The 20,080-nt window shown below is 62.7% G+C and carries 23 protein-coding genes and 3 tRNA genes; 12 read left to right on the forward strand and 14 right to left on the reverse strand.

Annotation, left to right across the window (positions count from 1 at the left end; translation table 11 throughout):
- Nucleotides 1-147: 147 nt before the first annotated feature.
- Entirely contained in the window at nt 148-756 is a 609-nt protein-coding gene (locus A9K71_RS01690) for a hypothetical protein (RefSeq protein WP_066989524.1), read from the forward strand.
- A 108-nt stretch (nt 757-864) separates the two neighbouring features.
- Here A9K71_RS01690 and A9K71_RS01695 read toward each other — a convergent pair whose 3' ends face one another.
- The 7 genes from A9K71_RS01695 to A9K71_RS01730 all read right to left on the reverse strand — a co-directional run bounded on the left by A9K71_RS01695 (nt 865) and on the right by A9K71_RS01730 (nt 8,350).
- Nucleotides 865-2,424 carry a DEAD/DEAH box helicase gene (locus A9K71_RS01695; protein WP_066989526.1) on the reverse strand — a complete coding sequence of 520 codons (1,560 nt, stop codon included), beginning with the start codon at nt 2,422-2,424 and terminating at the stop codon, nt 865-867.
- A gap of 191 nt (nt 2,425-2,615) precedes the next feature.
- Nucleotides 2,616-3,389, reverse strand: a complete 774-nt coding sequence (locus tag A9K71_RS01700) for an NAD kinase (RefSeq protein ID WP_066989528.1) — start codon at nt 3,387-3,389, stop codon at nt 2,616-2,618.
- Between the two features lie 422 nt (nt 3,390-3,811).
- Complete coding sequence (locus A9K71_RS01710) at nt 3,812-4,573, reverse strand: MBL fold metallo-hydrolase (RefSeq protein ID WP_066989531.1); 762 nt, start codon at nt 4,571-4,573, stop codon at nt 3,812-3,814.
- A 4-nt stretch (nt 4,574-4,577) separates the two neighbouring features.
- Nucleotides 4,578-5,642 (reverse strand): ABC transporter ATP-binding protein, encoded by a 1,065-nt coding sequence (locus A9K71_RS01715; RefSeq protein WP_066989534.1) that lies wholly within the window; start codon nt 5,640-5,642, stop codon nt 4,578-4,580.
- Nucleotides 5,639-6,421 (reverse strand): ABC transporter permease, encoded by a 783-nt coding sequence (locus tag A9K71_RS01720; RefSeq protein WP_066989536.1) that lies wholly within the window; start codon nt 6,419-6,421, stop codon nt 5,639-5,641. Before A9K71_RS01720 ends, A9K71_RS01715 begins: the two co-directional genes overlap by 4 nt.
- Nucleotides 6,422-6,423: 2 nt before the next feature.
- On the reverse strand, nt 6,424-7,269 hold the full coding sequence (locus A9K71_RS01725) for an ABC transporter permease (protein ID WP_066989538.1): 846 nt from the start codon (nt 7,267-7,269) through the stop codon (nt 6,424-6,426).
- 7 nt (nt 7,270-7,276) lie between these two features.
- Nucleotides 7,277-8,350 (reverse strand): spermidine/putrescine ABC transporter substrate-binding protein, encoded by a 1,074-nt coding sequence (locus A9K71_RS01730; protein WP_066989540.1) that lies wholly within the window; start codon nt 8,348-8,350, stop codon nt 7,277-7,279.
- Nucleotides 8,351-8,442: 92 nt separating this feature from the next.
- Between A9K71_RS01730 and A9K71_RS01735 the strand changes: the two genes are divergently transcribed.
- Nucleotides 8,443-9,057, forward strand: coding sequence for a TetR/AcrR family transcriptional regulator (locus A9K71_RS01735; protein ID WP_066989542.1), 615 nt, complete (start codon nt 8,443-8,445; stop codon nt 9,055-9,057).
- Between the two features lie 55 nt (nt 9,058-9,112).
- Here the strand turns inward: A9K71_RS01735 and A9K71_RS01740 are convergent, their stop codons facing one another.
- Together A9K71_RS01740 and A9K71_RS01745 are read right to left on the reverse strand one after the other, a co-directional pair.
- Nucleotides 9,113-9,316 (reverse strand): DUF2905 domain-containing protein, encoded by a 204-nt coding sequence (locus A9K71_RS01740; protein WP_066989544.1) that lies wholly within the window; start codon nt 9,314-9,316, stop codon nt 9,113-9,115.
- 68 nt (nt 9,317-9,384) lie between these two features.
- Nucleotides 9,385-9,460 (reverse strand) — tRNA-Thr (locus A9K71_RS01745).
- A 151-nt stretch (nt 9,461-9,611) separates the two neighbouring features.
- Between A9K71_RS01745 and A9K71_RS29740 the strand changes: the two genes are divergently transcribed.
- Nucleotides 9,612-9,779 carry a hypothetical protein gene (locus A9K71_RS29740; protein WP_082980297.1) on the forward strand — a complete coding sequence of 56 codons (168 nt, stop codon included), beginning with the start codon at nt 9,612-9,614 and terminating at the stop codon, nt 9,777-9,779.
- A 284-nt stretch (nt 9,780-10,063) separates the two neighbouring features.
- Nucleotides 10,064-10,375, forward strand: coding sequence for a BA14K family protein (locus tag A9K71_RS01750; protein WP_066989901.1), 312 nt, complete (start codon nt 10,064-10,066; stop codon nt 10,373-10,375).
- Between the two features lie 123 nt (nt 10,376-10,498).
- Here the strand turns inward: A9K71_RS01750 and A9K71_RS01755 are convergent, their stop codons facing one another.
- Both A9K71_RS01755 and bhcR read right to left on the reverse strand, forming a co-directional pair.
- On the reverse strand, nt 10,499-11,062 hold the full coding sequence (locus tag A9K71_RS01755; RefSeq protein WP_245299510.1) for a hypothetical protein: 564 nt from the start codon (nt 11,060-11,062) through the stop codon (nt 10,499-10,501).
- 22 nt (nt 11,063-11,084) lie between these two features.
- Entirely contained in the window at nt 11,085-11,906 is an 822-nt protein-coding gene (bhcR, locus tag A9K71_RS01760) for an HTH-type transcriptional regulator BhcR (protein WP_066989549.1), read from the reverse strand.
- Between the two features lie 33 nt (nt 11,907-11,939).
- On the opposite strand from bhcR, the gene A9K71_RS31100 reads away from it, so the two are divergent.
- The 4 genes from A9K71_RS31100 to A9K71_RS01775 all read left to right on the forward strand — a co-directional run bounded on the left by A9K71_RS31100 (nt 11,940) and on the right by A9K71_RS01775 (nt 15,794).
- Nucleotides 11,940-12,104: a hypothetical protein gene (locus A9K71_RS31100; protein WP_156752566.1), complete on the forward strand. Its 165-nt coding sequence runs from the start codon at nt 11,940-11,942 to the stop codon at nt 12,102-12,104.
- A 2-nt stretch (nt 12,105-12,106) separates the two neighbouring features.
- The gene (gene gcl / locus A9K71_RS01765; RefSeq protein ID WP_066989551.1) at nt 12,107-13,888 is read left to right on the forward strand and encodes a glyoxylate carboligase; all 1,782 of its coding nucleotides are present in this window, start codon (nt 12,107-12,109) and stop codon (nt 13,886-13,888) included.
- 28 nt (nt 13,889-13,916) lie between these two features.
- Complete coding sequence (gene otnI / locus A9K71_RS01770; protein WP_066989553.1) at nt 13,917-14,714, forward strand: 2-oxo-tetronate isomerase; 798 nt, start codon at nt 13,917-13,919, stop codon at nt 14,712-14,714.
- A gap of 195 nt (nt 14,715-14,909) precedes the next feature.
- Complete coding sequence (locus A9K71_RS01775) at nt 14,910-15,794, forward strand: 2-hydroxy-3-oxopropionate reductase (protein WP_066989555.1); 885 nt, start codon at nt 14,910-14,912, stop codon at nt 15,792-15,794.
- A gap of 84 nt (nt 15,795-15,878) precedes the next feature.
- Here A9K71_RS01775 and A9K71_RS01780 read toward each other — a convergent pair whose 3' ends face one another.
- Nucleotides 15,879-16,742, reverse strand: a complete 864-nt coding sequence (locus A9K71_RS01780; protein ID WP_066989557.1) for an RNA methyltransferase — start codon at nt 16,740-16,742, stop codon at nt 15,879-15,881.
- Between the two features lie 200 nt (nt 16,743-16,942).
- Here A9K71_RS01780 and A9K71_RS01785 point away from each other — a divergent pair.
- A tRNA-Tyr gene (locus A9K71_RS01785) sits at nt 16,943-17,027 on the forward strand.
- Between the two features lie 68 nt (nt 17,028-17,095).
- Nucleotides 17,096-17,169: transfer RNA gene (locus A9K71_RS01790), tRNA-Gly, on the forward strand.
- 76 nt (nt 17,170-17,245) lie between these two features.
- Here the strand turns inward: A9K71_RS01790 and A9K71_RS01795 are convergent.
- Nucleotides 17,246-17,698 carry a YidB family protein gene (locus A9K71_RS01795; RefSeq protein WP_066989902.1) on the reverse strand — a complete coding sequence of 151 codons (453 nt, stop codon included), beginning with the start codon at nt 17,696-17,698 and terminating at the stop codon, nt 17,246-17,248.
- A 127-nt stretch (nt 17,699-17,825) separates the two neighbouring features.
- On the opposite strand from A9K71_RS01795, the gene A9K71_RS01800 reads away from it, so the two are divergent.
- Both A9K71_RS01800 and A9K71_RS01805 read left to right on the forward strand, forming a co-directional pair.
- The gene (locus A9K71_RS01800) at nt 17,826-18,083 is read left to right on the forward strand and encodes a GlsB/YeaQ/YmgE family stress response membrane protein (RefSeq protein WP_066989559.1); all 258 of its coding nucleotides are present in this window, start codon (nt 17,826-17,828) and stop codon (nt 18,081-18,083) included.
- A 121-nt stretch (nt 18,084-18,204) separates the two neighbouring features.
- Nucleotides 18,205-19,011 (forward strand): sulfotransferase family 2 domain-containing protein, encoded by an 807-nt coding sequence (locus A9K71_RS01805; protein WP_066989561.1) that lies wholly within the window; start codon nt 18,205-18,207, stop codon nt 19,009-19,011.
- Between the two features lie 26 nt (nt 19,012-19,037).
- Here the strand turns inward: A9K71_RS01805 and A9K71_RS01810 are convergent, their stop codons facing one another.
- The gene (locus A9K71_RS01810; RefSeq protein WP_066989563.1) at nt 19,038-19,925 is read right to left on the reverse strand and encodes a DMT family transporter; all 888 of its coding nucleotides are present in this window, start codon (nt 19,923-19,925) and stop codon (nt 19,038-19,040) included.
- Between the last annotated feature and the right edge of the window lie 155 nt (nt 19,926-20,080).

Consider the following 20,080-nt stretch of genomic DNA (forward strand, 5'->3'; position numbering starts at 1 on the left):
GCTAGTTCTAATTGATGCCTTTCCATCGCCTTGGAAAGGACTAGCATCGACGCTGTCCAGCGGGGACGAGGCGGTACAACCGGCCGCGCAATCAGCATTTTTCCGCCTCGGTCTTGCACGGCCAGTTCAAGAATCTGGGAGGAATGCATGACAAGAACGACTCGCCTTGGGCGCTGCGGCGTCCTCGTTTTAACTGGCCTCTTGGGCGCATGGGTTGGAGCCGCCACGGCCCGGGCCGAAGACGCCAACAAGGCCGACATCGAAGCTCTGAAAAAATCGCTGGCCAAATATGAGGACTACACGGCCGCCGTTCGCGACCTCTATCTGTCGACCGTCGGCTGCGTCTATTACTCGGGCGAGAAGATTCCGGGCACGATGGAATATCCGAAGGGCGCCATGGGCATCCATTTCGTCAACGTTCCGAGCGTCGGCCAGAAGCTCGACCCGATGAAGCCCAACGTGCTCATTTACGAACCGACCAAGAAAGGCTTGAAGCTGGTCGCCGTAGAATGGCTGGTGCCCTTGACGCCGGATGTCAAGGAACCACCGAGCCTATTCGGCCAGAAATTCATGGGTCCGATGGAGGGGCATTATCCGCTCATCCCGAAGGAGTTCGTCCATTACGATCTTCACGCCTGGCTGTTCAGGGACAATCCGAACGGCATGTTCAGCCCGACGAACCCGAAGGTGAAATGCAGCGACGCCGAGTTTCCGATGCTGGAGAAGCCGACCAAGATGATGCCCGGGCCGATGTAAGCGGCAGCAGGACAATCCCGGCAAAGCGCTTGTATCCTTCGAGCGAAACGGCAGTAGAGGAACGGCCCCATTCGGGGCCGCCTCGTTGTTGCCGACGCGGTATTGAGGTCAGACCTTCGCGACGATGCGCATGAAGGCGGGCACGTCATCGCCGAAGCCGACGGTCGCGTCGTCCTCTTCATGACGGTGGCGGCCAGGGCGGTTGTGGTCGCGCTGAGGACGGGAAGCCCCGCGCTGCTCGTTGCGGTTGTCGGAACCCTTGCGGTCGTTCTCGGAACGGATCGCATCCTTGCGGGCGCGGCGCTCGGCAATATCGGCAATCTCGGCCACCGGCTGCTCTTCGCGTGCTGTCTCCGGCGTCTCGTCGTCGCTGTGCCTGGCGTGGCGGTCCGCGCCTTTCTTGCGCTCGCCACGGCCCTTGCGGTCCTCGTCCTTGCGACCGGCGCGCCGCGGCGCGCCGCGGCCACGGCGAGGCGCTTCTTCGCCTTCGCTCTCGGCGACCGTCGACAGGTCGCCGTCATGCCATTCGATCTTGGTGCCAATCAGCTTTTCGATGGCGTCGACATATTTGGTGTCGGAGCGCGTCGCGATGGTGAAGGATTTTCCCGAGCGGCCGGCCCGGCCGGTGCGCCCGATACGGTGGACATAATCCTCTGCATGAATCGGCACGTCGTAGTTGAAGACGTGGCTGACGTCTGGAATATCGAGGCCGCGGGCGGCGACGTCCGAGGCGACGAGGTAACGCAGCTTGCCATCGCGGAAATTGGCAAGCATCTGCATGCGGGCGCGCTGATCCATGTCGCCATGCAGCGCGCCGGCGTCGAAATCATGCTTCAGCAGCGAGCGGAAAAGCTCCGATACTTCGACCTTGCGGTTGCAGAAGATGATGGCGTTCTTCAGATCGGACTCTTCGGCCCGCATGAGATTGCGAAGCGTCTCGCGCTTGTCCCACGGCTTGGAGCCTGACTTCACCAGGCGCTGCGTGATGCTGGTCGCGGTGGAAGCGGCTCTGGATACCTCGACGCGCACCGGCGCATGCAGGAATTTTTCGGTGAGCTTGGTGATTTCCGGCGGCATGGTCGCCGAGAAGAACAGCGTCTGGCGCGTGAACGGGATCATCTCGCAGATGCGCTCGATATCGGGGATGAAGCCCATATCGAGCATCCGGTCGGCCTCGTCGATGACGAGGATCTCCACGCCGTTGAGCAAGAGCTTGCCGCGCTCGCGGTGGTCGAGCAGCCGGCCGGGCGTGGCGATCAGCACATCGGCGCCGCGCTCCAGCTTCTTGTCCTGCTCCTCGAAGGAGACGCCGCCGATCAGCAGCGCGATGTTGAGCTTGTGGTTCTTGCCGTATTTGACGAAGTTTTCCTCGACCTGGGCGGCGAGCTCGCGTGTCGGCTCGAGGATCAGCGTGCGCGGCATGCGGGCACGCGCACGGCCCTTTTCCAGCCGGGTCAGCATCGGCAGCACGAAGGAAGCGGTCTTGCCGGTGCCTGTCTGGGCAATGCCCAGCACATCCTTGCCGAGCAGCGCATGCGGAATGGCGCCGGACTGGATCGGGGTAGGCTTGGTGTAGCCGGCATCGGTGACTGCGGAGAGGACCTTCGGCGACAGGCCGAGGTCTGTGAACGTCAACGCTTCTTGAGCGGTCTGAGTGTCTGCGGACAAGTTGTGGCTGTCTTTGGCTGGTTCGGGAAAAATCGCAACACGCGTTGCGGCGGGCGCCGCGCGCCTGCAAGATCGGGTTGCAGTTAGGCGCAAGTCCGCGATTTGTCAACAGAAACGGCCGGGAATCCGGCGGATTGTGAACACGTAACCTTAATTGCGATGCTTAATCGGGGTTATTGTCTTCTACCGGCTCAATAGCGGAATTGCTCGGCAAGAATACGCTCGTTCCATGAATGATTGGGATCGAACAGCAACGTCGCCGTCGCGGTCGGCGATTCCCGCACCGTGACAGAGGCGATCGCTTTGACCTCGGTGTGGTCGGCGGCTGCGTTCACCGGGCGCTTTTCCGATTCCAATATGTCGAAGCGCACGATCGCTTTGTTGGAGAGCAGCGCGCCGCGCCAGCGCCGGGGCCGGAAGGGGCTGACCGGCGTCAGCGCCAAAAGCGGCGCGTCGAGCGGAAGGATCGGCCCGTGCGCCGACAGATTGTAGGCTGTCGAACCAGCGGGCGTCGCGATCATGACGCCGTCGCAGTTCAATTCCTCCAGCCGCACCTGCTCGTCGACGGTGATGCGTATTTTCGCCGTCTGATAGGACTGGCGCCAAAGCGCCACTTCGTTGATCGCCAGCGCCGAGATCATTTCGCCCTCGTGAGTCACCGCCTGCATCTCCAGCGGGCGGATCGTCTCGGATACGGCTTTCGAAATGCGTTCATCGAGGCCGCCGGCGCGATATTCGTTCATCAGGAAGCCGATGGTGCCACGGTTCATCCCGTAGACCTTCTTGCCCGTGCTCATCGTGTCGCGCAGCGTCTGCAGCAGGAAGCCGTCACCGCCGAGCGCGATGATGATCTCCGCCTCGGCGACAGGTATTTGCCCATAGCGCGCCGACAAGGTTTCCAGCGCCGCGCGGGCGTCGTCGGTGTCGGAAGAGACGAAGGCGAAACGGCTGGTTTCTTTGCTCATGGATCCCGAACGGCGACCGCTACCGCCTGCCGGTCGCGCAGGCGACGGCGTAGCATGCGCCGACCGCATCTGCAAAGGGCGGTGCGCCCCGCCATGCGGATAGGCGTTGGCGCTCGCGCTTCGTGACAGCCATGCAACGAATGTGATGGCTGCAATGGTTAAGACCAGGGTTAAACACTCGTAAAGCCGGATCGATCATGTTAGCCGGCAGTGGATGGGTTGGCGGGGGCTGGCCAGTCGAGAGACCTATCTATTGCCAGTGACGCGTCTGATCATAGTCTTCCTGATGATGGGAAGTTTCGCCCTCATGTTCGCCGAGCTTGTGCGCCACTCGGAGGAGATGAGCCAGCGGCCGCATCCGACGGCCTCCCGCTGCGGCGACGCCGCCGGGATGCCCTGTCCGCAAAGGGCGCTTTAAAGCGCTAGCGGTTCTGCAGCAGGTGACAGCCCGCCTGCCGCTTCTGCGCAAGATACTCGTCGATCAACTGGCGGTAGCGCACCTTGCCGAAGCTCGGGAAATGGCCGCCATGCACGACCGAGACGTCGAGGTCGCGCATGGCAAGCAGCGTCTCGACATAGTCGCCGATATCGGAGTGGTAGACGTCGTCGATCAGCGGCCCGTCATAGACGATGTCGCCGGACAAGAGGATGCGGGTCTTTCGCTCGTAGAGCGCGATTCCGCCGGGTGAGTGGCCAGGCGTGTGGATGACCTCGAAGGCACGATCGCCGAGATCGACAACGTCGCCATGCTCAAGCAGCCGGTTGGCCGGCGCAGGCGGGATGCGGTAGCTGGCCGTATCCCATCCGTCGGGCATGCCGTCGAACATATCGTCAGTCGCGTAGCGGTCGGCGACCGTCCGCTCGTTGCGCGGATCGGCGAGGATCTGGGCTTCAGCCGAATGCACGCAGCGATCCGGAAATTCGTGGTGGCAGCCGATGTGGTCGAAATGCGTGTGGCTGGCGACGCAGACAAGCTTGCGTTCGGTGACCAGCGGCACATGGCGCCGCAGGCTGAAATGGCCGAGGCCGGTATCGAACAAAAGATCGCCGTCGCGGCCGCGCACATGCCAGATGTTGCAGCGGAAGAACGGCTTTATCCATGGCTCATGGATGAGCGTGACGTCGTCGCTCATGCGGATGCTCTCGTACCAGTCCGGAGCCTCGATGACCGGAAGCATGCTCATTGGATCAGTCCGCCAGCAGGATGATGTCTTGAGCGTCGCATGAAACCGCGACCGTGTCGCCGGCCTGGACGGTCGCGGGAGCTGGTGCCTTGGCGATGAACTGCAATGCAGGATCCTGCGCCGAGGTGGCGAGCACCCGCTTGAAGCTCCCTTGGAAGACGACGTCGCTCACTCTGGCGGTGCCGAGCGCAACGTCGCCTTTCGCTCCCGCAAGGATGAGGTGCTCGGGCCGGATGGCAAGCGCCACAGCCGCGCCAGCCGGCGCCGTGCCGGGCAGCGAGATCGGCCCGAGCCTGGTCGCCACTGCGAAGCGTCCATCCTGTGTTTCGCCGGCTTTGCCGGCAAGAATCGTGCTTTCGCCCATGAAGGTCGCCGAGAAGCGAGTCTTCGGCCGCGCATAGACCCGCTCGGGCGGTCCTTCGTCCTCGATGCGCCCGTCATTCATCACCACGCAATGGTCAGCCAGGGCCATCGCTTCTTCCTGGTCGTGCGTGACATGGACGAATGCGGTGCCGACCCGCTTCTGGATCGCTTTCAACTCGTCCTGCATCTGCCGGCGCAGCTTAAGATCCAGCGCGCCGAGCGGCTCGTCGAGCAACAGCACCGCCGGCTCGATGACCAGCGCGCGCGCCAGCGCCACGCGCTGGCGCTGGCCACCGGAGAGCTGGTGCGGCTTCTTGTCGAAGGAGTCTGCAAGCCCGACGAGGGCGAGCGCTTCGCGCGCCTTTGCCATCCGCGTCGCGCCATCGACGCCCTGCATGCGCAGCCCGAAGCCGACATTCTTACCGACGCTCATATGCGGGAACAGCGCGTAGTCCTGGAAGACGGTCGTCGTCGGGCGCTTGGCCGGCGGCACGGCGGTGCAATCCGCGCCGCGAATGAACACCTTGCCTTCGCTGGGGGTGACGAAGCCGCCAAGGATCGAAAGCAGCGTCGTCTTGCCGGAGCCGGACGGGCCGAGGAGGATCGTGTAGCTGCCGGGCTCGATCGCGAGCGAGACGTTCTTCAAAACGCGAAGGTGGCCGAAACGATGCGAGACGTTGCGGATGTCGACCAATGGGGCGCTCATGCCGGCTTTCTCCGCAGCAGGGTCAATTCGAACAGCACCACGAGCACAATGGAAACCGCAAAGACCAGCGAGCCGACCGCATTGGTCTTGGGATTGAGGCCGGAGCGCAAGAGGTTCCAGATCTCGACCGGGAGCGTCGTCTCGAATCGGGTGAGCAGGAAGGAGATGACGAACTCGTCCCAGGAGAAGGTCATCGACAGGAAGAAGCCGGCGAAGATCGCCGGCGCCATGACCGGCACCGTGATCATCAGCAGCACCTTCCATTCGGGAGCGCCGAGGTCGCGCGCGGCGCGCTCGATGTTGATCTGGTGGTCGCCCATCTGGCTGTAGATGACGGCGAAGCAGAGCGGCAGGTTGATTACCACATGACCGATGCCGGCGGCGATGAGCGATTTCGGCACGCCGGCCCGGTTGAACAGCACCAGCAGCCCCATGCCGATGATCAGATAGCTGACGGTGAGCGGCAGCGTGATCAGCCCGCGCAGCAGGGCCGAGCCCGGCAGCACGAAGCGCGCGAAACCCCAGGCGGAAAGGAAGCCGAGCGTGACGGATGCGAGCGAGGACAGCACCGCCACCAGCAGCGAATTGACCAGCGCGGACGTCAGCCGCGCATCGGACAGCACCGCCTGGTACCAGCGCAGCGACGGGCCGGTGAAAGGCGGGATGGGGAAAGAGGTCGCCTGCAGCGAGAACAGTATCAGCACGACCACCGGCAGGAAGATGAAGCCGTAGACGGCGATCGCGTAGAGCCAGGCAGCGAGGCGAACGGCAGCACGCATGGTCAAGCCCGCTCGATCTTCAGCCAGCGGGCGCAGGCGAGATAGGCGACGGTGACGACGGCCATCAGGATGATCGAAAGCGCCGAGGCCAGCGGAAAATCGCCGCGCCGGCCGATCTGCATCATGACCAGCTGCGGCATGACCAGCTCGTTGTTGCCGCCGAGGATCTGCGGCGTGATGTAGTCGCCGATGCAGAGTACGAAGGTGAGGAAAGCCCCGACCATGATACCGGGCAGGGTCAGCGGCAGCACGACATGCAGGAAGGTCCGCACCGGCCCGGCACCGAGGTCGGCGGCCGCCTTGCGATAGCTCGGGCTGAGTTGTTTCAGATTGGCGAAGATGGTGAGCGTCAGCAGCATGATGAAGAAGTGGACGAAGCCGGTGACGGTAGCGAACCGAGTGTTCGCAAGCTGCAGCGGCTCCGCGACTAAGCCGGTGCCGGTGAGCGCCCGATTGATGACGCCGTTCTGCGCCAGCACGAGCAGCCAGGAATAGGAGCGCACGACGTAAGACGTCCAGAACGGCAGCACGGCGAGCATCAGTGCCAATCGCTGCCAGCGCTCCGGTACTTGTTCGGCGAGGATCCAGGCGAATGGGTAGGCGAGCACGATCGAAATCACGGTGACGTTTGCGGTCACCTGCAGCGAGTTCACCATCGCCCGCCAGTAGGATGGATCGGTGAAGAACTGGCTGTAATTGGCCAAAGTGAAGCCGCCGCCTTCATGCGCCGTCAGGCTCGACAATCCCATGGCGACGAAGGGCAGCACGAAGAACAGAAGCGTCCACGCCAGCGCCGGCGTGACCAGCGCCCAGGGCAGGGCACGCGGGCTACCTCCGGAACCGCTCATCGGCCGATTACTGCGCCTGCAGCATTTCGGTCCACATGTCCTGCATCTTCTTGTCGAGATCGGCGTTCGGCGCCGGATAGGCCTGGGCGCGGGCGAGGAAGCCGGGCTGCTCGTCGAAGCGCAGGATCTTCTTCTGCTCCTCGGTGAGCGCTGCCTTCTTGTTGGACGGCATGCCCCAGTAGCAGGAGGAGGTGGCAAGGCGCGCCTGGCCTTCCGGGCTCAGAATGTACTGGATGAATTTTAGCGCCATGTCCTTGTTCTTGGATTCCTTGAACATGGCGAGCGACTGCGACCACAGCACCGCGCCTTCCTTGGGGATCGAGAAGTCGAGCGCCGGGTTTTCCTTGGCGAGCCCCGCAGTCACCCACTCGCCGCCGCCGACAAGGACGTCCACCTCGCCGGTCGCAAGCGCGGTCTGGCTGGCGGTGACTTCGCCGACCAGCTTGGCGTTGGCCTTCATCTTGAGCAGCTCGGCTTTGAGAGCGGGCAGGTCTGCCTCGGAGAGGTCGGCGGTCTTCTTGCCGATGGCCAGAGCCGCCATGCCGATGACCGGCAGGTAATAGTCGTAGATCGCGATCTTGCCCTTGTATTTGTCGCTGGTCAGCGAAGCCAGCGACTGCATGTCGGCCGGATCGACCTTGGTCTTGTTGAAGCCGATCGTGTTGTAGCCGAACTTTTCGGTGATGCCGTAGCGCTTGCCGTCGACCACGGTGGACTTGTCCATCTTCACCTCCGGAAAGAGGTCGGCGAAAGGCAACTTGTCCTCCGGCAGCGGCTCGAACAGGCCTTTCTCGACACCGCGCGGCACGTCGATGGAATCAATCACCATCACGTCCCAATCGCCCGGCTGCGACTGATCGACGATCGCGAGCCCTGCGCCTGTGCCCTCGAATTCCTTGACGTTGACCTTGACGTTGTTGGCCTCCTCGAAGGGCTGCAGCAGCGCCGGATCGGAGTGGTCGCACCAGATCAGCGCGTTGAGATCGGCGGCCTGAGCGCCGCCAGCGGCGAGCAGTGCCACAGCAGCGCAGGCGGCTCCGAGACGGGACTTCAGGCTGGAAAGCGGATTCCGGACAGTCATCGAGTGTTCTCCCTGCCTTGCTGGCTTGTTGAGGAAAAGTTGAACCAATTCTAAAATTGAGTCAATTATGATTTTGTGGCAGAGAGGCCGATATGAGCGGATTGCGCGCACGGCAGAAGGCGGACAGGCACCGCCGCATCATCGATGCGGCGACGGAGCTTTTCCGTGAGGCCGGCTATGAAGGCGCCAAGATCGAGGCCATAGCTGCGCAGGCAGAGGTCTCGATCGGCACAATCTACAATTACTACCAGAACAAGGGTGACATCCTCGGCGCCATCGTGGCTATGGAGGTCAACGAGGTGCTGAATGCTGGGCAAGGCGTGGTCGGCAGCCCGCCGGCCGATGTCGGCGACGCGCTCGACAGGCTGATCGGCATCTATATCGAGCACTCGCTGAATTACCTCAGCAAGGAGATGTGGCGGCAGGCGATGGCAATCTCGACCCAATTGCCCGACAGCCCTTTCGGCCAGGCCTATACCGCGCTCGACCGCGCCTTGACCGAACAGATCCGGGCGCTGATCGCCCGCCTGCAGGAGATCGGCCTGGTGCGGTCAGACATCGATGGCCCGGCGGTGGGCGAGTTGATCTTCAACAACATGAACATGATGTTCATCGAGTTCGTGAAGCGCGACGAGGCGAAAATCCCGGAGCTGCGCGCGGCGATAAGGCGGCAGAACCGGATCTTGGTGGCTGCGATCGGCGTATAGAAGATCAAGAGCGAGCAGGTAGAGGGCTTTCAGCAAAGCGCCGCGGCCGAATTACTCAGTGACGGTTGATCAGCCACAGAATGGTCGAGAGAACGACACTGATCAGTATTCCCGTGGTGATGGGAACGTAGAGCCTGAAATTCTCGCGCTCGATCACGATATCACCGGGCAACCTGCCGAGGCCGATCCTGGTCACCCATGGCCACAGCAGGCCAGCGGCAACTATGCTGAGGCCAATGACGATCAGAGTTCGCGACATGGCAGCACCTGCCGGAAATAGCGCATTGCCAGAATATAGTGATGCTCGAAAGCTGGCAGAGCGAAGGATGGTGCCCCCGGCAGGGATCGAACCCGCGACCTTCGGTTTACAAAACCGCTGCTCTACCAGCTGAGCTACAAGGGCACGGCGCTCCGGTAGCACATTTCGTGCGCCAGTAAAGACAAAACTCCGTTTTGAGTTGCTAATGGACCGCTTGGCTTAGCCGGCATGCTGAAAAGCGGCGCGCCGCTTCCTATCTCTCTCTCGGGTGCAATCGCGTCGAACGGGGTGTCGCATGATCAGATTCGTCATCATCCTGCCGCTCATCGTCGTGACCTCGCTTCTCCTGATGAAGGCCGTCAGCGATCTGAAGAAGGCCAACATCGACTGGACGGGCGTCACCACGATCATCGGCTTCATCGTGCTCGCCTTCTGGCTGCGGCACGTCACGGGAATGGGGTGAGGAGAGTGAATGGTGAATGGTGAAAGGCGGCGTTTTCTGGACCATTGGCTATTCACCATCCACTATTTACCCAATCCATCGAACCTTTTGCCGCCGCTCCGCCACAACTGATCGCCAGAGGCGAATGGTCGCCTCGATCAAGGATAAGGGCAGTTCCGAAAGATTTGAGCCGCTTCCGGCCACTCAAAAAAATCAGAAAAAAACTTCGAACCTTTTCCGCGCTGCAACGACAGATGATCAAGAGGCGGATGGATCGCCTCGGTCAGGAAACCAAGGAGATCATCATGTTCAAGCGCACGCTCGTTTCGACCCTTATCGCCACCTCTGTTGCCGCCGGCACGCTGGCCGGCACCGTCCAGCCTTCGGCCGCTCACGACCATCATCACCGCCGCGAGCTCGGCATCGGCATCGCCGCCGGCGTGGGCGGCTTCGTCCTGGGCAACCTGCTCGCCCAGCAGCCGCGTACGGTCTATGTCGAGGATGGCTACCACGGTTCCTGGCATGTTCGCCGCTGCATGGCCCGCTATGCCAGCTACGATCCGGGCTCGAACACCTACATCGGCTACGACGGCTATCCGCATTACTGCCGCCTCTGAGAGCAATTCCAGGAAAAGCGCATAGCGGTTTTCCGTCCGGAATTGCGTAAAACAAATAAAACAGAGGAGAGCCACCGTCTCGCAACCGGAAAGGGGGCTTCGCGGCCCCTTTTTCGCCTGGTGCTAGGAGGTCTTGGCCTCGATCGCCAATCCCGCGCTGCGGCAGGCGCCGGCAACAGCAAGCCCGGCATTCGGCGATTCACCGCTCATCGCGACAAGTTCGAAGCTGTTTCCAGCATCCGGGTAGACCTTGGCAATGAAGGTTTTGCCGTCGCTGGAGCCGCCGGCTGAGCGCTTGTCGTCGACAAAGCCGCAAACCACGATCTCCTGGCGGCCGTTCAACGTCCGCTCACCGGCAAGCATCGCCCCGAACTTCGCCGAGACTGGATCCTTCAAGTGCTGGCGGACGCCGGCGGTAATGATCTCCTCGAGGGCGAGCGAGATCGGTATGGAATCGACGCGCTGCCGGTTCGAGTCCGGCACCGGTGTCGTGGCGGCGCATCCGCAAAGTGAAGCGGCGAGCAAGAGTTGAACCGTTTTCAGCATCCCCGCCCTTTCGCATGCATTCGAACGTCGCGGCAAGATGGCAGGGCCTATCAGCCGACGGTGTACAGCGATACGTTTAGTCTGGCCCGCTTCGAGATAGCGGCCAAGAGCGCGCTGCCCGGCGCATGACGCCGGGGTCATGCGCAAACAAAAGCTGTCGTAGTCAGTAGGCTTTCACGCCGCCAATCATCTTCGTCACCTCGGCCGCGGCTTCGCGCACCAGCGGGCCGATCTCCGCCAGGCGCTCCGGCGTGACCCGCACCGTCGGGCCGGACACGGAAACGCCGCCGATCGGCTCGCCGAACTCGTTGAAGATGGCGGCGGCGACGCAGCGCATGCCGGGATGGCGTTCCTCGTCGTCGACCGACCAGCCGCGATGCTTGATGGTCGCCAGATCGTGAGCCAGCGCCGAGATGTCGGACAGCGTCTTGTCGGTGTAGCGTTGCAGGCCGGCCTTGCGCAGGATGGCGGCGACCCGCTCCGGCTCGAGATGCGCCAGCACCGCCTTGCCGATGCCCGACGCATGGAAGGAACTGCGCGTGCCCGGCCGGAAGAAGGCGCGGATCGCCTGATGCGTCTCGACCTGACTTACGAAAACCACGCAATCGTCTTCGGCGACGCCCAGATTGGCGGTCTCGCCGGTCTTTTCCATCAGTTCCTGCATGACGATGCGGGCGCGGTCGACCAGCTTGCGGCGGCGCAGGAAGGCGGCGCCCATGCGGTAGGTCTCGACGCCGATCGACCAGAGCTGGTCGGTCGAGTCGAACTCGACCATGCCGTGGTTCTCCAGCGTCGTCAGCATGCGGTAGGCCGTTGAGGCGGCGATGCCGCTGCGCGCCGCGATCTCGCTCAAGGACAAGCCGCTGGCGTCCGCGACGATCGCCAGGATGCGCAGCGCGCGGTCGAGCGACTGCACCGAAGCCGCTTCCTGCGGGCCGTTGAAGGCACGCGGACGGCCGCGTTGGCGTTTTTCTGTGGTTTCCATGCACGCATTCTCCGCAATTTCGCGCGGAGCACAATGAAAAAGTTTTTCACTGGCTGCCGTAGCGATTTTCTGGAAAGGAAAAGATCAGTGAATTCAGCAATGTACAACAGTGTTCTAGAAATGAAAAAATATTCTGAAAAAATTGAAAAATCGAGAATGCGCTGGCATTCTGAAGCCAACCAACGAAGTGGAGGCTGAACATGGCCAGGATGCGCGCTATCGACGCGGCGGTTCTCGTTCTAGAAAAGGAAGGCATCACCAATGCCTTCGGCGTGCCGGGCGCGGCGATCAACCCGCTCTATTCGGCGCTGAAGGCGCGCGGTACCATCCGCCACGTTCTCGCGCGCCATGTCGAGGGCGCCTCGCACATGGCTGAAGGGTTTACCCGCGCCAAGGCCGGCAATATCGGGCTCTGCATCGGCACCTCAGGTCCGGCCGGCACCGATATGATCACCGGGCTCTATTCCGCCTCGGCGGATTCCATTCCCATCCTCTGCATCACCGGGCAGGCGCCGCGCGCTCGCCTCAACAAGGAGGATTTCCAGGCCGTCGACATCGCTTCGATCGCAGCACCCGTCGCCAAATGGGCCGTCACCGTCATGGAACCCTATCTGGTGCCGATGGCGCTGCAGAAGGCGTTCCACCTGATGCGCTCCTCGCGACCGGGCCCGGTGCTGATCGACCTGCCGCTCGATGTGCAGCTTGCCGAGATCGAATTCGACATCGAGGCCTATGAGCCGCTGGTTCCCTTCAGGCCGGCAATGACGCGCGCCCAGGCCGAAAAGGCTTTGGCGATGCTCAACCAGGCGCAAAAGCCGCTGATCGTCGCCGGCGGCGGCATTATCAACGCCGATGCTTCCGATTTGCTGATCGAGTTCGCCGAAGTCACCGGCGTGCCGGTCATTCCGACGTTGATGGGCTGGGGCGCGATCCCCGACGATCACCGGCTGATGGCCGGCATGTGCGGCCTGCAAACCTCGCACCGTTACGGCAACGCGACAATGCTTGAGGCCGACTTCGTCTTTGGCATCGGCAACCGCTGGGCCAATCGCCACACCGGGTCGGTCGACGTGTACACGAAGGGCAAGAAATTCATCCATGTCGACATCGAGCCCACTCAGATCGGCCGCGTCTTCGCGCCGGATCTCGGCATCGTCTCGGATGCGGGCGCGGCGCTGAAGATGCTGCTCGACGTCGCCACCGAGTGGCGTACGGCCGGCAAGCTGCGCGACTGGTCGGGCTGGGCGAAGGAATGCCAGCAGCGCAAGAAAACCATGAAGCGCAAGACGCATTTCGAGCAGGTGCCGCTGAAGCCGCAGCGCGTCTACGAGGAGATGAACAAGGCGTTTGCCCGGGACACGACTTACGTGACCACGATCGGCCTGTCGCAGATCGCCGGCGCGCAATTCCTGCATGTCTACAAGCCGCGCAACTGGATCAATTGCGGCCAGGCAGGCCCGCTCGGCTGGACGCTGCCGGCCGCGCTCGGCGTGCGCGCCGCCGATCCCGATCGCGCCATCGTCGCGCTCTCCGGCGACTACGACTTCCAGTTCATGATCGAAGAGCTGGCGGTCGGCGCGCAGCACAAGCTGCCTTACATCCACGTCGTCGTGAACAACGCCTATCTCGGGCTGATCCGCCAGGCGCAGCGCGGCTTCTCGATGGACTACGAGGTGAGCCTCGCCTTCGAGAACGTCAACCGGGCAAACGATCCCGAGGCCGGCTACGGCGTCGACCATGTCGCGGTCGCCGAGGCGATGGGCTGCAAGGCGGTTCGCGTGCGCAAGCCGGAAGAGTTCGCCGGCGCCTTCAAAGAGGCTGAGCGGCTGATGAAGGAACACCAGGTCCCGGTCGTTCTCGAATTCATCCTTGAACGTGTCACCAACATTTCCATGGGCACCGAAATCGACAAGATCACCGAATTCGAGGAGCTTGCCGAAAGCCACGAGGATGCGCCGACGGCGATCGTGATGCTCGATTGAGGTCCGGCGGAAAGAAGGAGCAAAAAGAATGCCGCGTTTTTCAGCCAATCTTTCGATGCTCTTCGGGGAGCACGAATTCCTAGATCGTTTCGATGCCGCTGCCCGCGCCGGCTTCAAGGGCGTCGAATATATCGGGCCGTACGACCATGCGCCGGACGTTGTTGCCGCTCGCCTCAAGAAGAACGGCCTGACGCAGGTTCTCTTCAACCTGCCGGCCGGCGACTGGGCAAAGGGCGAGCGCGGCATTGCCGTGCTGCCCGACCGCGTGCCTGAATTTCGCCAGGGCGTCGCCAAGGCGATCACTTATGCGCACGCGGTTGGCTGCGAGCAGGTCAACTGCCTCGCCGGCATCGCGCCGCAGGGTGCCGATCGCACTGCTTTGGAAAACGTCTTTGCCGAAAATCTCGCTTTCGCGGCCGAAAAGCTGGAGCAGGCCAGCATCAAGCTGCTGATCGAGCCGATCAACACTCGCGACATTCCGGGCTTCTTCCTGAATTATACCGATCAGGCGCTGGCGCTGATCGACCGCATCGGCTCGAAGAACCTGTTCCTGCAATACGACATTTATCACATGCAGATCATGGAGGGGGATCTCGCCCGTACCATCGAGGCAAACCTTGGCCGCATCGCGCATATCCAGCTTGCGGACAATCCCGGCCGTCACGAGCCGGGGACGGGCGAGATCAATTATCCCTTCCTCTACGACCATATCGACCGGCTCGGCTATTCCGGCTGGATCGGCGCCGAATACAAACCGAAGGCCGGCACGGAGGTGGGACTCGGCTGGTTCCGGCAGTTCGCCGGGCAGGGGAGTGCGGCGGCTTAGGCGCTTCTCAACCAGCCTCGGCGCTGCCCCTCACCCTTACCCTCTCCCCGTGAAAAACGGGGGAGAGGGGGGTCGCCAGCGCTGGAGCTTGTCCTCCTTCTCCCCATCCTTCACAGGGAGAAGGTGCCGGCAGGCGGATGAGGGGCGGCGCCAGCCTTCGATCCATTCGGACAAAGATCTTCAGGAGACCGCAAAATGGAAACCATCGGCTTCATTGGCCTCGGCATCATGGGCGCGCCGATGGCGGGGCATCTGCTCGACGCCGGCTACCCGGTCATCGCCAGTGACCATCGCTCGAAGCCGCCAGCCGCTCTCGCGGCCAAGGGGCTGAAGACCGTCACCGGCCACGATGCGGTGGCCAGCGCCGCCGGCATCATCATCACCATGGTGCCCGACACGCCGCAGGTGGCGGATGTGCTGTTCGGCGAAAACGGCGTCGCTTCAGCTCTGTCGAAAGGCAAGCTCGTCATCGACATGAGCTCGATCTCGCCGATCGCCACCAAGGACTTCGCCAAGAAAATCAACGATCTCGGCTGCGACTATCTCGACGCGCCGGTATCCGGCGGCGAGGTCGGCGCCAAGGCAGCCTCGCTTACCATCATGGTTGGCGGCGAGGAAGAGGCGTTCGAGCGCGCCAGGCCGGTGTTCGAGAAGATGGGCAAGAACATCACGCTGGTCGGCCCGAACGGCGTCGGCCAGACCACCAAGGTCGCCAACCAGATCGTCGTGGCGCTCACCATCGAGGCGATCGGCGAAGCCCTGGTCTTCGCCTCGAAGGCCGGCGCCGATCCTGCAAAGGTTCGCCAAGCCCTGATGGGCGGTCTCGCCGCCTCGCGCATCCTCGAAGTGCATGGCGAGCGCATGATTAAGCGCACCTTCGCGCCCGGTTTCCGCATCGAACTGCACCAGAAGGACCTCAACCTCGCGCTGGAAGGCGCCAAGGCGCTCGGCGTTGCGCTCCCCAACACCTCGACGACGCAGCAACTGTTCAATTCCTGCGCCGCCAATGGTGGGGCGAAGGAGGATCACTCGGCGCTGGTCAGGGCGCTGGAGCGGATGGCGGGCCACGAAGTGGCCTAGAAGCGAATAGCGAATGGGGAGTAGCGAATAGGGATTGCAGGCCGACGGGCCGCCGTGTTTCGGCTATTCGCTATTCGCTATTCGCTATTCGCTATTCGCTATGAATTTTCGCGCCGCATAAAGGCTCACCGCCGCGGCATTCGACACGTTGAGCGAGCGGATGGCGCCGGGCATGTCCAGGCGGGCAAGCGCCGTCACCGTCTCGCGCGTCTTCTGGCGCAGGCCCTTGCCCTCCGCCCCCAGAACCAGCGCAATTTTTCCTCCGGCGAAGCTCTTTTCCAGCTCCGCCGATCCCTCGGAATCGAGCCCGATCGTCTGGAAGCCGGCATCGTGCAGTTGACCCAGCGCGTCGGCGAGGTTTTTCACCTCGATCTGGTCGATGTGCTCCAGCGCGCCCGAGGCCGATTTCGCCAGCACGCCCGATTCCTGCGGGCTGTGGCGGGCCGTCGTGATCAGCGCGCCGGCGCCGAAAGCCACCGCCGAGCGCAGGATAGCGCCGACATTGTGCGGGTCGGTGACCTGGTCGAGCACCAGCACCAGCTTTGTGTCGCCGAGCGTGTCAAGGCGCTTGGGTTTAAGCGGTTCCGCCTCGATCAGCACGCCCTGATGCACGGCGTCCGAGCCGGTGATTTTGTCGATATCTTTCGGCTCGACCAACTCGGCCTTGAAGGGCAGGGCGGCAAGATCGCCGATCGCCAGACGCTCGGCGGCATTGCGGGTCACCAGCATTCTTTTGATCTTGCGTCGCGGATTGTCGAGTGCGGCCCGCACCGTGTGCAGGCCGTAAAGCCGCACCAGTCCGTCGGCGGGGCCTTCGCCCGGCGGCACCGGTTGGCGCGGCCGGAATGCCGGCGCGCCGCCCGCCTTCTGGTCGCGATGCGCGCGCCTCAGCTTGGCGTAGTGGGTATCCTTCGGGGTGCCCGGTTTGCTGCTTTTGTTGTCGCTCATGCCGGCCTCTATAACCGTCCCGGCCGGCTAAGGATACGGGCTGCGGCGACGAATGCCGAACATCCTCGAAAAACCCTGGCCGCGCCGGTTGACACCCACCGGCCTTGCCGCCATAAGGCGCATCGCTGATTTCGGAGAAGATCCTTACTCGGGCTCCGGGTCGGCTGAAATGCCTCGTTGCATGGCTCCGGCGGCAGACTGGAGAGGTGCCCGAGTGGTTAAAGGGGACGGACTGTAAATCCGTTGGCTTAGCCTACGTTGGTTCGAATCCAACCCTCTCCACCACTGCCGGCCCGGAAGCCCTGAAACGAAAAGCACCGGAAGTGTGCCACTGTTTTCCGATGCTAGCGCAGGCGGGTATAGCTCAGTGGTAGAGCAGCAGCCTTCCAAGCTGAATATGCGGGTTCGATTCCCGCTACCCGCTCCAGATTTTCTTCGTCGTAGGCCTCAAACGAAAAACGCCGAGCACCCGTGGCGCGCGGCGTGTTCGATCGGCCTTGTGCTTAGCTGTTGAAAGCCGATGTCACCTGATGTTGCGGCGGCACTTGGCCGTTCGGCGTCAGTTTGTCGACAACCCCGGGCAGCGCCGTGGACAATTGCCGCAGCAGCTCCTGCTCGTTCATGCCGGTCCGTTGCGCGATCTCGCGGATCACCGCCGGCCCCAGCGCCGAGCCGAGATCGTTGGCGTTGATCGGCTGGTTCTGGCCGGTGCCGACCCAGGAATCGGCAACGTTGCCGTGGCCGGAGTCTCGCAGTCTGTCGAGCAGCCCGCCCAGTCCGCCGAGCAGGCCGCCATCGGCGGAGGTTCCAGCGGGAGTTGGGGCGGGGGCCTGACCGTCGGCCGGCTGTTCCTCGCTTCTGCCGCTCAGCATCTTGCCGACCAGCAGTGCGCCGAGCGCGATCATCAGGGGCTTGGTGATGTTGCCGCCGGGAACGGCGTTGTCAAAAAGGCCCATCATGGATCTCCTATCAACCAAGTCCACCCGTCGCCAGAATGGCGCAGCCGGGGGGATTTTCAAGCTGTCTTGAGCTTTTCACGATCATATGAAAATGATTGGCACCGGGGGGAATTGGAGGGAAGAAATGGGCATCATCAGCTGGATCATTCTCGGCGCGATCGCCGGCTTCATCGGCAGCAAGATCGTCAACAAGACCGGTCAGGGCTTGATCATGGACATCGTGCTCGGCATCGTCGGCGCTATCGTCGGTGGCGTGATCTTCAGCGCCTTCGGCGCATCGGGCGTCACCGGCCTCAACATCTGGAGCCTGATTGTCGCCGTCATCGGCTCGGTCGTCGTGCTCTGGGCCTATCACCAGTTCTCCGGCAGGCGCACGCTGTAGAACGGTCGAACGATCGGCGAAACCACGGCTCGATCGCCGTGGTGGGATCGTCAGCCGAGCGCTGGTCGTCGAACGCGACCGCGCTGCGTATTGGCATTGGATGGCGTGGGGCGGAACGGCGATGGCGGTCCAGATTCAAGGCCTTCCAGTCACCTATTATCCAATCCCGAAAAGCGGCACCAGCAGCGTCAAATATGCGCTGATGGCGCTCGGCGGCAAGGAAGCCACTCTGCTTGACCCGGACAACGACGTCCACAGTCAAATTGCAACCAATTGGGCCGATCCGTTCGAGCCGGTCTATGACGGCCTCAGCGGTAAATTCACGATCGTTCGTGATCCGCTGGAGCGGCTGCTCTCGGCTTATTCCAGCAGGATATTGGACACCGATGTCCTACGGTCACGCTCGCCCAACCTTGAGTTGCTCGAGAGCTTTGGGCTGCCGACCAACCCGGATCCCGATACCTTCATCCTCAACATCGAAAAATACTGCGCGTGCTCAGGGGACATCCACTTTCACGTCGCCTCGCCACGCCGCTTCATCGGTTCCAGCCTGTTCCTGTTCGAGCACGTCTTCAAATTCGAGGACATGGACAAGGTCGGCGCCTTCCTGTCCACGGTCAGCGGCAAGACAGTCTCTATGCCGCGGCTGCAGGCAGCCCGGGGCAAGGTCAGTCCCTCGGATCTTTCCCCCGCGGCGTTCAGAAGGGCGATGCGCTTCTGCCGCTACGACTACGGTTTCCTTGTCGACTATTACGATCCGGCACGATGGGGAGGCATCCCCCAAGGCGATCCCGATGAGACGTCCTCGCTGCATGTCGCCGGCGATCTGACCGCTTTTCGCAACGGCCGTCTGGTCTACCCGCGCACGCTGCGCAACCTCGTCGGATTCCTTGCCAAACGCCCGTTGAAGAAAAGGGTGGGGCTGTAGCGTTCAGCTTTTCAGTCCGGACGACCTCAGGCCACAACGCTCAAGCGCCTCCTTCGCTCGTCTAGCGAGACAATGGCGAGGCCGCTGCCGATCACCAGGAGAATGCCGCAGACGGCGAGCGCGTTGGGCAGCTGCCCGAACACCAAAAGGCCGGAAATCACCGCCCAGACGGTGAAGCAATAATAGAAGGGCGCCACCGCGCTTGTCGGTCCGACGCGATAGGCCATGAAGATGAAGAAGTGACCGAAGATCAGGAACAGGCCGGCGCCGGCAAGCAAAAGGAGATGACGGCCCTCCGGCATCACCCACCGTTCCGAGACAAGGTGTGCGACACCTGCGCCGAGCAGCACGACAACCACGGCGGAGATGGCGACGATCATGCCGGGCACCTCGGCGCCCACCTTACGTCCGGCGAGGTCGCGCGCCGCGGCCAGGGCCGCGTTGCCCAGCGCCAGCAAGGCATAGATGGAAATGCCCTGCATCGTCGGTTGCGCCACCATGACGGCGCCGACAAAGCCGAGGCTAATCAGCGCCATTCGCGCGGCGCCGATCTTCTCGCCGAATAGGAGCGAGGACCCGACCAGCACGATGAGCGGCGTGATCTGCCCGAGCGCCGTCGAATCGGCGATCGGCATGTTGGCCAACGCCACGACGTAGCAAAGGATCGCCGCCAGCTCGCAAAGGTTCCGGCGCAGCACCTTGCGTTCGAACAGCAGCGGGATCTGCCTGCCATAGCCCAGCATGAAAAGCAGCGGCATGCCCCACAGTGTGGCGGCCGCGCCACGTAGCAGCAGCACCTCATAAGGCGGCAGCCCTGCGGTCGCGAGCTTCATCATCGTGTCATTGACGAGGTAGGAGCCCGTCGAGACGATCATGAACAGCGGACCGCGGATATTTGCCGGAATGAATTGCATTGGCTGAAGAAATCAGAGCCGGATCGGGGCGGCAATGGGCCAGTTCCGGCCGATCGGGCGTCTACCCGCGCGAAACTTGTCGATGAGCTAGCCGAGGCAAGACGCGCGGATTTGAATTCGCCTGTCGCGATCCTATATGCGCGCCATACCCCTGA

The organism is Mesorhizobium sp. WSM3873 (genome assembly GCF_001672445.1).
Lineage (GTDB): Bacteria > Pseudomonadota > Alphaproteobacteria > Rhizobiales > Rhizobiaceae > Mesorhizobium.